This is a genomic window from Polaribacter sp. BM10 (assembly GCF_002005425.1).
Classification (GTDB): Bacteria; Bacteroidota; Bacteroidia; order Flavobacteriales; family Flavobacteriaceae; genus Polaribacter; species Polaribacter marinaquae.
This window is the reverse complement of sequence record NZ_CP019704.1, coordinates 2678561-2691810: the sequence shown is the minus strand read 5'-3', so window position 1 is coordinate 2691810 and position 13250 is coordinate 2678561. Positions and strand designations below refer to the sequence as shown.

9 protein-coding genes are annotated in these 13250 nt (G+C 30.9%); 2 read left to right on the top strand and 7 right to left on the bottom strand.

Annotation, left to right across the window (positions count from 1 at the left end):
• The first annotated feature begins 67 nt into the window (after positions 1-67).
• Both BXQ17_RS11910 and BXQ17_RS14575 read left to right on the top strand, forming a co-directional pair.
• Positions 68-4105 carry a T9SS type A sorting domain-containing protein gene (locus BXQ17_RS11910; protein ID WP_077810851.1) on the top strand — a complete coding sequence of 1346 codons (4038 nt, stop codon included), beginning with the start codon at positions 68-70 and terminating at the stop codon, positions 4103-4105.
• Between the two features lie 27 nt (positions 4106-4132).
• Complete coding sequence (locus BXQ17_RS14575; protein ID WP_187661402.1) at positions 4133-4309, top strand: hypothetical protein; 177 nt, start codon at positions 4133-4135, stop codon at positions 4307-4309.
• Positions 4310-4355: 46 nt separating this feature from the next.
• On the opposite strand, the gene BXQ17_RS11905 is transcribed toward BXQ17_RS14575, so the two are convergent.
• From BXQ17_RS11905 to BXQ17_RS11875, 7 genes are all read right to left on the bottom strand, one after another.
• Positions 4356-4961, bottom strand: coding sequence for a DUF4230 domain-containing protein (locus BXQ17_RS11905; protein WP_077810850.1), 606 nt, complete (start codon positions 4959-4961; stop codon positions 4356-4358).
• A gap of 31 nt (positions 4962-4992) precedes the next feature.
• Positions 4993-5610, bottom strand: a complete 618-nt coding sequence (locus tag BXQ17_RS11900) for a lipoprotein signal peptidase (RefSeq protein WP_077810849.1) — start codon at positions 5608-5610, stop codon at positions 4993-4995.
• 42 nt (positions 5611-5652) lie between these two features.
• Entirely contained in the window at positions 5653-6297 is a 645-nt protein-coding gene (locus BXQ17_RS11895) for a hypothetical protein (RefSeq protein ID WP_077810848.1), read from the bottom strand.
• A 57-nt stretch (positions 6298-6354) separates the two neighbouring features.
• Complete coding sequence (locus BXQ17_RS11890; protein ID WP_077810847.1) at positions 6355-6732, bottom strand: molecular chaperone DnaK; 378 nt, start codon at positions 6730-6732, stop codon at positions 6355-6357.
• 4 nt (positions 6733-6736) lie between these two features.
• Entirely contained in the window at positions 6737-10213 is a 3477-nt protein-coding gene (ileS, locus tag BXQ17_RS11885) for an isoleucine--tRNA ligase (protein ID WP_077810846.1), read from the bottom strand.
• Positions 10214-10326: 113 nt separating this feature from the next.
• Positions 10327-12300 carry an OmpA family protein gene (locus BXQ17_RS11880; RefSeq protein WP_254712377.1) on the bottom strand — a complete coding sequence of 658 codons (1974 nt, stop codon included), beginning with the start codon at positions 12298-12300 and terminating at the stop codon, positions 10327-10329.
• Positions 12301-12316: 16 nt separating this feature from the next.
• Positions 12317-13234: a type IX secretion system membrane protein PorP/SprF gene (locus BXQ17_RS11875; RefSeq protein WP_077810845.1), complete on the bottom strand. Its 918-nt coding sequence runs from the start codon at positions 13232-13234 to the stop codon at positions 12317-12319.
• Positions 13235-13250: the final 16 nt, after the last annotated feature.

Here is a 13250-nt window from a genome sequence, read left to right as displayed (position 1 = left end):
TCATTTTCTTTTTTCCTTTTAGGAAATAATTTTACTATAATATAATGATAACCAACACAAAAACAAAATGATGCAAAATTATTTTTCAACCTCTTTAAAAGTAATCCTATTTTTAATATTACTTTTCACAAATACAAAAGAGTTTTCCCAAACAGTTTTAGAAAAAGGAGATATCGCGCTTACACGAATTAACATGGATGATGATTCATTTTCATTTGTATTTTTAGTGCCTATCGCAAATAGTACTGAATTTATTATAACTGATGATGCTTGGAATGGTTCCTCTTTATTGAATAATGAATCAGCTATAAAATTCACAGCAACCTCCTCATTTACAGCGGGTGAAGAAATATCTATAGCCACAGCATTTTCACTCGGTTTTACTAGCACAGGGGCTGGTACAGCAACACTAACCAGTACAGGTGCTAATAACCCCATAGGAGGAAACATGCTTGGATCTGCTGGTGATAATATTTTCATATATCAAAGCATCAGCACCCCAGGAGAAAACGATTTTATTTCTGGTATCAATGCTAATGGTGGTGTAGCAGGTTCACCAGGTAACGCTTGGAGCTTGTCTACATCCTCATCTAATTCATTTTTACCAGCCGGATTAACTAATGGTACAAATGCTCTAGGTATTTTCCCTAGTGGTGGTACTCAAAGTGAGGTTGACAATGCACGCTATAAAAGTACAGCATTACGATCTGGTGACAAAGCAACAGTTTTGGCAGCTATTATGGATCTAAATAACTGGGAATATGACAATAACATTGCATACTCGGCTGTCGGGACATCTTTTACTATAACTGGGGGAAATACAGCTCCGGTAATTGCTGGTACATCTGCGGGTCAAGCAGTAAATGACAATAGTACTTTATCACCTTTTTCTTCAATAACCACAACAGATGCAGATGGAGATAATTTATCTGCAACTATCACTTTAGACAATAATGCTAAAGGTGTTTTATCTGGTACTGGCTTAACGGGTTCAGGACCTTATACAATTAACAGTACAACACCAGCAGATTTACAAGCTAAGTTAAGAGCTTTGTCTTTTAACCCAACAGATAACAGATCTAGTACGTCAGAAACTACAACTTTTACTGTTGTTATTAATGATGGAACCGCTACTGATACTAATAATACAACTACAGTTATTTCAAGTGCAATAGCACCTGTTGTAAATCAAGTAAACTCTTTTACTGCTAACGGCACATATAGTGTTGGTAGTGATATAATAATTAGTGTTGCATTCTCTGAAAATGTTACTGTAATAGGTACACCTCAGTTAACTTTAGAAACTGGTGGTATAGATAGAACTATAAATTATAATGGAACTGGTAGTGGAAGTAATACTCTTTTGTTTACTTATACCGTTCAATCTGGTGACACAAGTACAGATTTAGATTATTTGGCTACAAATTCTTTAACTGCTGGCACAAGTATTCTAGATGCAGGTGGTAAAAGCGCTACATTAACTTTACCAACTCCTGGTGCAGTTAATTCTTTAGGTGCTATTAAAGCAATTGTTATTGATGGGTTTGCACCTACAGTAACTAGTATAAGTTCTTCAACTGCTAATGGAAGCTATAAAGCTGGAGATAATATTGCAATTACAGTTTCATTTTCTGAAAGCGTAGCTGTTACAGGTACACCACAAATTACTTTAGAAACTGGTACTACAGACAGAACTGTAAATTACACTTCTGGTAGTGGTTCAAATACATTAACTTTTAATTATACTGTACAAGCAGGTGATGTAAATGCTGACTTAGATTATGTTGCTACTAATTCTTTAGCTTTAAATAGCGGAACAATTAGAGATACTGCAGGAAATAATGCTACTTTAACTTTACCAACTCCTGGTGCTGCAAATTCCTTAGGTAATAATAAAGCAATTGTTATTGATGGACTTGCACCTACAGTAACTAGTATAAGTTCTTCTACAGCAAATGGAACCTATAAAGCTGGAGATAATATTGCAATTACAGTTTCATTTATAGAAAACGTAGCTGTTACAGGAACTCCTCAAATTACTTTAGAAACTGGTACTACAGACAGAACCGTAAATTACACTTCTGGTAGTGGTTCAAATACATTAACTTTTAATTATACTGTACAAGCAGATGATGTAAGTGCTGACTTAGATTATGTAGCTACTAATTCTTTAGTTTTAAATAGCGGAACAATTACGGATGCTGCAGGAAATAATGCTACTTTAACATTACCAACTCCTGGTGCTGCAAATTCCTTAGGTAATAATAAAGCAATTGTTATTGATGCTGTTAATCCTACTGTAAACAGTGTTTCTGTTCCTGCAAACGCAACTTACACTTCAGGTCAAAACTTAGATTTTACAGTTAATTTAAGTGAAAATATAACAGTAAATACTACTGGTGGTTCTCCACAAATTGCAATTACAATTGGTTCAACTACTCAGCAAGCTGTTTATCAAAGCGGTTCAGGAACTAGTGCCTTACTTTTTAGATATACTGTTCAATCGGGCGACTTAGATACTGATGGAATTGCAATTGGAACCTTAAGTGCTAATAGCGGAACATTACAAGATAATGCTGGAAATAATGCGAACTTAACTTTGAATAGTGTTGGTAGTACTGCAAATATCTATGTAGGAAACCCTACAATAACTTGGACAGGTACTTTAAGTAACGATTGGGCAACTGCAGGAAACTGGGATACGAATACTATACCAACAAGTGCTGCTAGTGTTGTAATTCCTAATACTGGTATCACAAATTACCCAACAATTTCTTCTGCAGTTACAGTAAACTCTATAAACATTGCTTCTGGTGCTACTTTAATTGCAAATGCAGCAGTAACAACAAATAATAAAGTGACTTATAGTAGAAATTTACCTACCACCAATTGGTATTTAGTTGGCGCACCTGTTTCAGGAGAAACGCAACAAGATGTTATTGCAAATCATACATTTGCTACAGGTTCTGGCGCTAATTTAGGTATTGGCTTATATACAAACAATACAGTCAACCCTTGGACATATGCTAATTTATCTTCTACCGGAGGTATAGTTCCTGGTTACGGTTTTTCTGTAAAATTAGCTGCACCTGGAGATGTATCTATTACAGGTAATTTAATTACTTCTAATTATGTTCTTCCGGTAAGAACTGGTTCTAGAAATAATTTTAACTTATTAGGAAATCCATATACTTGTTATTTTAACTCTGCAGGTTTAGCTAGTGATAATTCGGTTATTAGTAATTCAACATTTTGGTTTTGGAATGGCACACAATACATAACTCATAATAATGCTAACCCTATTGAAATTGCTCCTGCACAAGGGTTTTTTATAGAGGCAAATGCAGATGATAATGTTATCTTTTTCACAAATAATCAGAGTCATCAAGGTACAGAAACATTTATGAAAGAAGCACCAAAACCTTCTTTTAAATTATTATTAGAAAGTGAAGAAAATACCTCATCTACACAAGTATTTTATATAGATGGAAAAACAACAGGACACGATAATGGTTATGACTCTAAAATGTTTGGTGGTACTACTTATGATTTTGCAGTATTTACTGAATTAATAAGTGATAACAATGGCGAAAAATTAGCTATACAAACCTTACCAAACAATGATTTTGAAAACATGGTAATTCCTGTAGGTGTTATTTCTAAAGCTAATAAAACATTAACTTTTTCTGTAGAAAGTTTAAATATACCAGAAAGCATCAATGTTTTCTTAGAAGATAAAATAAACAATCGTTTTATCGATCTATCAAATGAAAATTACAAAATTACACTTTCAGAGGAAGTAAATGGTGTAGGTAAATTTTACATTCATACCAAATCTGCTAAATCTTTAAGTGTAGAAACTAATTTAAAACCAGATAACATTAGTGTTTTTAAAACAAATAATTCTAATTTAAGAGTTACAGGTTTACCAGAAGGAAATACAAAACTAACTATATTTAACATGTTGGGTAAAAAAGTTAAACAAGTATCTTTTAACTCTACTGGTGTTAAAAATATTTCTTTACCAAAATTAGCAGCTGGTGTATACTTAGTAAATATAAGAGCAAACAACAGCAAGGTTAACAAGAAAATAATTTTAGAATAATAACAGTAATTTTAAAGACAAGAAATCATGAAAGACACAAAGAAAAATCAAGATATTGCTCAAGAAATTACTAGAAAAGAAGCAATAAAAAAAATAGGTAATTATGGTAAATATGCTGCCTTAACAGCATTAGGAACTTATATGATCTTAAATCCGCAGAAAGCTCAAGCTTCAAGTCCAGAAGATCCAGGTGTTGATTTTTAAACAATATTTTTTTAGAAAAACCGATACAAATTGTATCGGTTTTTTTTTATTGCCTTAATTTGGTAAAACCATCCAACAAATTTTCTTTTGTATTATCTACAACTTGCCAATTATAAATTGCAGTTAGTTGATATATCTTAGACAATTCTTCTAAAAGCCTTTCTTTTGCTTTTTGTTTTAAAGCAGTTAATTCTATAGTTTCTTCTATTTTAAGAATACTATTTTTATTGATTTTATTTAAATCAGAATTTGAAAAGGAATTGAAACTACTTTGCTGTAAATCGAAATATTTAATGTCTGGAGAAATATTTACTTCTTCTTTCGGTATTTTATTGATGTAAATAGTTTTACCAATAGAATCTATTTGAACTTCTAATTTAGATAAATCATAACCAACTTCTACCGAAGCAGTAACAGTTACAATAGCTTTTTTATCAAATGAAAGGTAATTGTAAAAATATTTTTTTGAGTCAGAATAATTATAAACTTCAGAAAAAACACCTTTAGAAACAACAAGTTTACTTAGGTTTTTGATAGAATTTACTACAACCTGAACTTCTTCTTTCTTAACGGAACTGTTCTCTTTTTTATACCACAATTTTGCAAGAATAAAACCCAAGAGAAACACCAAAGCATATTTTAGAAAACGCATTTTTAAATCTTTTTCTAAAGATACTAAAAGTTTAGTCTTTTACTGTTTGCTCTTCTTTTGGAAACGCTTGTTTACTAAAGATAAATAAAAGTGCTACACCAACGCTAATAAAAGCATCTGCAGGATTAAATATGTATTGAAAAAATGTAAAAAAATCGCCACCAATTACAGGAATCCATTCTGGTAAAGTTCCTTGCCAAATAGGAAAATAAAACATATCTACAACTTTACCGTAAAACAAGTTTCCGTATGGTTTATCTGCAAATAATGTTGCTACTTGATGATTAGAATGATCGAAAATAACACCATAAAAAACAGAATCTATAATATTACCTACTGCACCAGAAAAAATTAATGAAATCGCAATAATTACACCGTTATGCACTTTTCTTTTGATATTACCAATTAACCAATAAATTATTGCAGAAACCGCCACCAATCTAAATAAGGTTAAAAATAGTTTACCGGCTTTACCGCCAAACTCGAAGCCCATTGCCATACCATTATTTTCTGTAAAATGAATTCGAAACCAATCGAAAACCAATACCTCTTCACCTAAAGCAAAGTTGGTTTTTACATAAATTTTAATAATTTGATCTAATAAAATAGCGATTACTATTGTAAATATTGCCAGTTTCTTTTTTGACATTTTTTCTAATTTGTGCTCACAAAAATAACAATATTATTATCTTTATAAGTGCGTTAAGTAAATATTCCCTTTATTTGATGTAATAGTAAGTTTTTTAAAGTTTTTACTATTTAACTCCTGATATTCTTTTTGATAAAAAGCACTATCTATTTTTATCTTTCCGTTTTTAGAAACTACCTTTATAGCTGCGTTTTTTATCTTTCCAAAGACGTTACCGGCATAAATTTTTAATTCTAAATCTTTTTGTATGGTATCTAATTTTACGATACCGCTTTCTAAAAATACTCTTAGATTTCCTTTAAAACTTTTGCTGTGTATATTAACATATTCACCAAAAATGGCAACATTTCTATTTTTTGGTATTTTTATGGTTGCGGATGCTCTTTTTAACCTTTCTGTAATGTATTTTCTAAAAACTACTTCTGGTGTTTTTAAATCAGGAATTTTAAATTTAATTTCTAATTCTTTATTTTTCTCATTAACAATAATATGTTGTTTGTTCGGGTTTTCTGCATACAAGAAGATTTCTAAAAACTTAGAATCTGAATTTTCTAAAGTAAAACTATCTAATCCTTCCGTAGAAATTGCTACAGCTGTCGCTGTACTTGTAATTTTTTTTAAAACCTTTTTTTGGCAAACAGTAACCGAAGAAATAAAACTTAATAAAAGCAAAAAAATTGCGCGCATATTATTTAGTTTGTTAATTAAAAAAAGCTTTCAAGTTATTTGAAAGCTTTTTTTAAATTATTGTTTGCGTTTTGCCTCGATACTTAGTGTAGCATGTGGCACCAGCTTTAAACGTTCTTTTTGTATTAATTTACGCGTTACTCTGCAAATACCATACGTTTTGTTTTCTATTCGAATTAAAGCATTTTTAAGATCTCTAATAAACTTTTCTTGTCTAATTGCTAATTGCACATTTGCTTCCTTGCTCATTACTTCAGAGCCTTCATCAAAAGATTTAAAAGAATGCGAAGTATCATCTGTACCATTACTAGCATCATTTTTATAAGAGCTTTCTAACAAAGCTAAATCTGCCTTTGCTCTAGCAATTTTCTTCTCTATAATCTCCTTAAATTCTTGTAAATCAGCATCTGAGTATTTTAACTTAACATCTGACATATTCTTACATTTTTTCTATTAATATTCTACTTTTAATGGTATCAAATTCAATTTCTGTACCATTAGTTAACTCGTCTACAAAAACCAATTCTTTGGTTAATGTTTCACTCATAATGTAGTCTTTATTATCTAAAATAGATTTTTGTAAGTTTTCGAAATTTAAAACCGTTAATTTTATTTTATCTGTTACTTCTAAACCTGTGTCTTTACGTGCATTCTGAATTCTATTTACCAACTCTCTAGCAACTCCTTCTTTACGTAACTCTTCCGTTATTGTAACATCTAAAGCAACTGTTAACGACCCCTCATTTGCAACCAACCAACCTTCTATATCTTTAGATGATATCTCTACATCTGAAAGTTCTAAAGTAATATTTTTTCCATTAACGTCAAGAGAAATGTTTTTATCTTTTTCTATTTTGTTAATATCTTCTTGGTTAAATTTTTGCACTTCTGCCGCAATAAAACGCATATCTTTACCAAATTTTGGCCCTAAAGCTTTAAAGTTTGGCTTAATTTGTTTGATTAAAATATCTGAAGCATCGTCTAAAATAGTAATCTCTTTTACGTTTACTTCGTTTTTAATTAAGTTGGCTACAGCTAAAATTTCTTCTTTTTGTTGCGCAGTATCAACCGGAATCATAATTTTTTGTAATGGTTGACGCACTTTTATTTTTTCTTTTGCTCTTAATGATAAAACTAAAGAAGATATTGTTTGTGCATTTTCCATCTTACGCTCTAAACTCTTATCTACAAAGCTTTCGTTGTATTTTGGGAAATCTGATAAATGTATACTTTCTGATGATTCTTTACCTGTAACAGAATTCAAATCTTGATACAATCGATCCATAAAAAACGGCGCAATTGGCGCACTTAACTTAGCAATTGTATTCATACAAGTATACAATGTTTGATATGCAGAAATTTTATCTGTTTCGTAAGTTCCTTTCCAAAACCTTCTTCTACTTAAACGCACATACCAGTTACTTAAATAATCTTGTGTAAAGTCTGATATTGCTCTTGCAGCTCTTGTTGGCTCGTATTCTGAATAAAACTTATCTACTTTTGCAATTAATGTATGTAATTCAGATAAAATCCATCTATCTAATTCTGGTCTATTTTCTAAAGCGATATCGTCTTCTTTATATGCAAAACCATCAATATTTGTATATAAAGTAAAGAATGAATAAGTGTTGTATAGTGTTCCGAAGAATTTACGTTTCACCTCTTCTATACCGTCTAAATCAAATTTTAAATTGTCCCAAGGGTTTGCATTAGAAATCATGTACCAACGTGTTGCATCTGCACCGTATGTTGATAATGTTGTAAAAGGATCTGTTGCATTACCTAAACGTTTAGACATTTTATGTCCGTTTTTGTCTAAAACTAATCCGTTAGAAACAACATTTTTATAAGCTACAGAATCAAAAACCATTGTTGCAATTGCATGTAAGGTATAAAACCAACCTCTTGTTTGGTCTACTCCTTCTGCAATAAAGTCTGCCGGAAAAGATTCGTTTCCATCAATTTTCTGTTTATTTTCGAACGGATAATGCCATTGTGCATAAGGCATAGAACCAGAATCGAACCAAACATCTATTAAATCGCTTTCTCTTTTCATTGATTGCCCAGAAGCAGAAACTAAAGTAATTTGATCTACAATGTTTTTATGTAAATCTAATTTCGCATAATTTTCATCAGAATTGTTATCAACTTCAAAATCTTCGAAAATATCTTTTGCTAAAATGCCAGCTTCTACAGCTTTTGCCATTTCTTGTTTTAATTCTTTTACAGAACCAATACAAATTTCTTCTTTACCATCTTCTGTTCTCCAGATTGGTAACGGAATTCCCCAATAACGAGATCTAGATAAATTCCAATCGTTTGCATTTGCCAACCAATTACCAAAACGGCCAGTACCTGTAGATTCTGGTTTCCAGTTAATGGTTTTGTTTAACGAATGCATTTTATCTTTTACATCTGTTACTTTAATAAACCAAGAATCTAATGGATAATATAAAATTGGTTTATCTGTACGCCAGCAATTCGGATAACTATGCTTGTATTTTTCTACTTTAAAAGCTTTATTTTCATTCTTTAACTTTAGCCCTAAACGTTCATCTACAGATAAATATTTATCTTGATTTTTTAGAACTTCTGTTAAATTCTCTTTCTGAATTTTTAATTCTTCTTCTAAATCTTTTTCATTTAAATACTCTGCTTTTACATATTCTCCTGCAAAACCATAAATATCATCTTTAATTTCTTTTCTAAACCTACCTTGTAAATCTACTAGAGGAACTAAATTATCGTTCTCGTCTTTTATTAATAAAGGCGGAATCTCTGGTGAAGCTTGTTTTGCTACTAAAGCATCATCTGCCCCAAAAGTTGGTGCAGTGTGTACAATACCTGTACCATCTTCTGTGGTTACAAAATCTCCAGAAATTATTCTAAATGCGTCTTGTTTGTTTTCAAACTTACAACCGTAATCTAACAATTGCTCGTATTTAATACCAACTAAATCTTTACCAACAAATTCTTTAACAATGTAAAAAGGAATCTTTTTATCACCTGCATTGTATGCTTTTAACTCTTCTAACGTTTCAACTTCAACATTGTTTTTACCACCAAATTGTTTACCAACTAATTTCTTGGCCAACACAACTTTTGTTGGTTTAAATGTATATTGATTATAAGTATCTACTAAGACATATTCTATTTTTGGCCCAACAGTTAATGCTGTGTTACTTGGCAATGTCCATGGTGTTGTTGTCCAAGCAATAAAGTTAATTACACCTTCATTTTGTAAAAATTCTGGCAATGTACTTTCTATTGCTTTAAATTGTGCAACAATAGTTGTATCTGTTACATCTTGGTAAGTTCCGGGTTGATTTAACTCGTGAGAACTTAATCCTGTACCAGCTTTTGGCGAATATGGCTGAATTGTATATCCTTTATAAATTAACTTTTTACTGTAAATTTCTTTTAACAACCACCAAACAGACTCCATATATTTCGGTTCGTAGGTAATATATGGATCTTCCATATCTACCCAATAACCCATTTTCTGCGTTAAATCGTTCCAAATATCTGTATAACGCATTACCGCTTTTCTACATGCCGCGTTATAATCTTCTACAGAAATCTTTTTACCAATATCTTCTTTTGTGATGCCTAACTCTTTTTCTACACCTAATTCTATAGGTAGACCATGCGTATCCCAACCAGCTTTTCGCTTCACTTGGTATCCTTTCATGGTTTTGTAACGTGGAAAAATATCTTTAATAGCACGTGCTAAAACATGGTGAACTCCTGGAAGACCATTTGCAGACGGTGGTCCTTCGAAGAATACAAAAGGTTCTGCACCTTCTCTTGTTGTTACACTTTTTTCAAATATGTTATTTTCTTCCCAGTAGTTAAGAATTTCTTCTGCAACTTTTGGTAAGTCAAGACCTTTATATTCAGGAAATTTCGCGCTCATTTTCTTTCTTTTCTTATAAGAATGCGAAATTAATCATTTTCTTGTAATTCTTAGATTTATGGCAAAAAAAAAGAGCCTAATTAAAGGCTCTTCAAATCTGTTTGTATTTTTTGCTACATTTTTATGATAACAAACTCTGTTCTTCTATTTGCTTGATGTTGTTCTTCTGAGCATTTAACTGTATTTGTATGGCTATTATTATCTACACAATTGTTAACCAATCTTGTTTCTCCGAAGCCCTTTCCAGAAATTCTATAATTAGAAATTCCTTTATTAACTATATAAGCTACAGAAGATTTTGCTCTTCTATCTGATAACGCTTCGTTGTATGCCTCATTACCTCTAGCATCTGTATGAGAACTTGATCTAATTACTAGTTTTTCATATTTTTTCATGATTTTAACAATTTTATCTAACTCTATTGCAGCATCTTCTCTAATGTTAGATTTGTTGTAATCAAAATAAATTGGTCTAATTTTAATTATCAATTCTCCTCTTTCGTTGTAAGTAAAGTCTGATATAACTTTTAAATCAAAATCTAATTTTAAATCTACTGTTTTATCTGATGTGGTTTCAAAAGATACAGTATCTGGTTGGTAATATTCTTTTGTTGCTTTTAAAGTATATTTTTTATTACATGGCAAGCTAAATGTAAATTTTGCATTTGCGTCTGCATAAATTTCTTCTATAACTTCGCCTTTATCGTCTTTTAAAACAAGCTTAGCACCGGGTAAAATATTATGAAATTTCTTATCTTTTACAAAACCTGAAACAATTTGTACGCATGGTGCAACTTCTGGCTCGATAAGCGATTCTACAGCATAAATATCATCATCACCCAAACCACCTTCTCTATTAGAAGATAAATATCCTTTTTTTGTAATTGAATTGATAGAAAAAGCAAAATCATCTAATTTAGAATTTACTGGTGCTTTTAAATTTACTGGTTTGGTGTATGTTCCATTTTCTTTTTTTGTTGAAAAAATATCTAAAGCTCCAATACCAAAATGACCATCCGAAGAAAAATATAGTACATCATCATCAGAAATAAAAGGAAACATTTCTCTACCTTCTGTATTTACCGTAGTTCCTAAATTCTGAACTTCGCCAAAGCCACCATTTTCTTTAATTTCTACCACATAAATATCTGTACCTCCAACTCCACCAGGCATATCAGAAACAAAATATAGTTTTTTACCATCTTTACTAACAGATGGATGACCCACAGAATATTCGCTACTATTAAATGGTAATTCTACTACGTTATCCCATTTATTATAGTTCCATTCTGCTTTTAAAATTTTTAAATTATTATACCCTTCTTTGTCAACTTTATATTTACCTGCTACATAATTGTTTCTTGTAAAATACATTGTTTTTTTATCCGGAGAAAAACTAACAGAAGATTCGTGATATTTAGAGTTTACCTCATCAGAAAACATTGGTCTCACTTCAGAATCATCACCTTCTACAGTTGTAATTTTTTCTTTTACAACTTTAAAAATATCTAGAAAATATTTATCGTTTCTTGTATGACTTCTTTTTACAAATAAATTTCTTTCTCTTGGTGAAGAAAATAAAATTGTATTTCCGTAGTCTGTCACACCAAAATCTGAATATTTTGTGTTGATACTTCTTTGGTTAACTACTGTAAAATTTGGTTTTCCGTTTTTTAATTCATCTAAGGTTACTTCATTATTGGTAAAGTTTTCTCCTCTAGAATCATTCTTCTTTTGTTCATGAAATTTTTTCATCCATAAATTAGATGCATCAAATTTACCAACACTTCTTAGGGTTTGTGCATATCTAAAAATGTGCTCTGGTGATTGATTAGGGTACTTATTAAATAAACGCTCATAAGCACTCGAGGCTTTTTGCATATTCACATTAAAATAATAACTATCTGCAAGTCTTTGCAAAACATGCTCTGTAGCATTTTCTGATGCTAATTTCTCATAAGCTTCTGCGGCAAAAACATAAGATAAGTTTTCAAAGTAAGCATCTGCTTTTTTAGTTTCTTTAGTTTGCCCAAGTATGGTTAAAGAACTAAATAAAAGTACGATTGTAATTTGTATTGTTTTTTTCATAATTGTTGTGTTAAAACTAAAAGAATCTTGGAGATTTAATTTTATTTCTTTCAAAATCGAAATTAAATAGCACAAAAACTTCGTGCGAACCAGAGTTAAAATTACCCAAGTTTGTTAATGTATAATCATAAGCATAACCTATTCTTAAACTTTTTGATGCTCTTACATTTATTAATGCAGAAACAGATTCATCTAATCTGTAAGAAAGCCCAAATTCTAATTTGTCATATAAAAGTACATTTCCAGAAAAGTCTATTGATAATGGCGCACCTTCTGCTGCTTTTACCATTGTAGATGGTTTTAATTTAACATCATCAGATAAATCGAACACATAACCCGTTGTTAAAAAAAAGTGTTTTCTTTCTGATGCTCTTGTTACTTGACCACCTTCTTTTTCGAAATGAAATGTTTGTAAAAGATTTGGTATTGATAAACCTGCATAAAACTTATCGGTATAATAAAATGCACCTGCACCTAAGTTTGGTAAAATTTTATTTGCATTCTGATTTATAAATGCTTGATCATTATCATTTACAGTATTTAAACACGGTAAACAAACATTAAAAAATGTGAAGCCTGCTTTAATACCTAAAGCTAAATTTGCATTTTCACCCACTTTTAATGTATAAGAAAAATCTCCGTATACATTTTGTTCTTCTACAGGACCAATTTCGTCTACAATAACAGAAAAGCCTAAACCAACATTTTTACCTACTGGAGAATTTATTCCTAATGTTAATGTTCTTGGTGCTCCGTCTATACCAACCCATTGTGATCTACCTAAAAGATTTACACTTAGAACATCATATGACCCAGCATAAGCTGGGTTTATGATATTCATGTTATACATATATTGTGTATACTGAGGGTCTTGTTGTGCTTTTACAGAAACAGTAAATAATAGCACTGTAATTATTACAATTATTTTTTTCATTTTTATTGCCTTTATT

What these genes read in the sequence shown, in the direction of transcription:
- BXQ17_RS11900 (WP_077810849.1), bottom strand. Translation starts at nt 5,610, where the DNA reads ATGTCAAAAAAGAAACTGGCAATATTTACAATAGTAATCGCTATTTTA.
- BXQ17_RS11895 (WP_077810848.1), bottom strand. Translation starts at nt 6,297, where the DNA reads ATGCGCGCAATTTTTTTGCTTTTATTAAGTTTTATTTCTTCGGTTACT.
- BXQ17_RS11880 (WP_254712377.1), bottom strand. Translation starts at nt 12,300, where the DNA reads ATGAAAAAAACAATACAAATTACAATCGTACTTTTATTTAGTTCTTTA.
- BXQ17_RS11875 (WP_077810845.1), bottom strand. Translation starts at nt 13,234, where the DNA reads ATGAAAAAAATAATTGTAATAATTACAGTGCTATTATTTACTGTTTCT.
- BXQ17_RS11905 (WP_077810850.1), bottom strand. Translation starts at nt 4,961, where the DNA reads ATGCGTTTTCTAAAATATGCTTTGGTGTTTCTCTTGGGTTTTATTCTT.
- BXQ17_RS11910 (WP_077810851.1), top strand. Translation starts at nt 68, where the DNA reads ATGATGCAAAATTATTTTTCAACCTCTTTAAAAGTAATCCTATTTTTA.
- BXQ17_RS11890 (WP_077810847.1), bottom strand. Translation starts at nt 6,732, where the DNA reads ATGTCAGATGTTAAGTTAAAATACTCAGATGCTGATTTACAAGAATTT.
- ileS (WP_077810846.1), bottom strand. Translation starts at nt 10,213, where the DNA reads ATGAGCGCGAAATTTCCTGAATATAAAGGTCTTGACTTACCAAAAGTT.
- BXQ17_RS14575 (WP_187661402.1), top strand. Translation starts at nt 4,133, where the DNA reads ATGAAAGACACAAAGAAAAATCAAGATATTGCTCAAGAAATTACTAGA.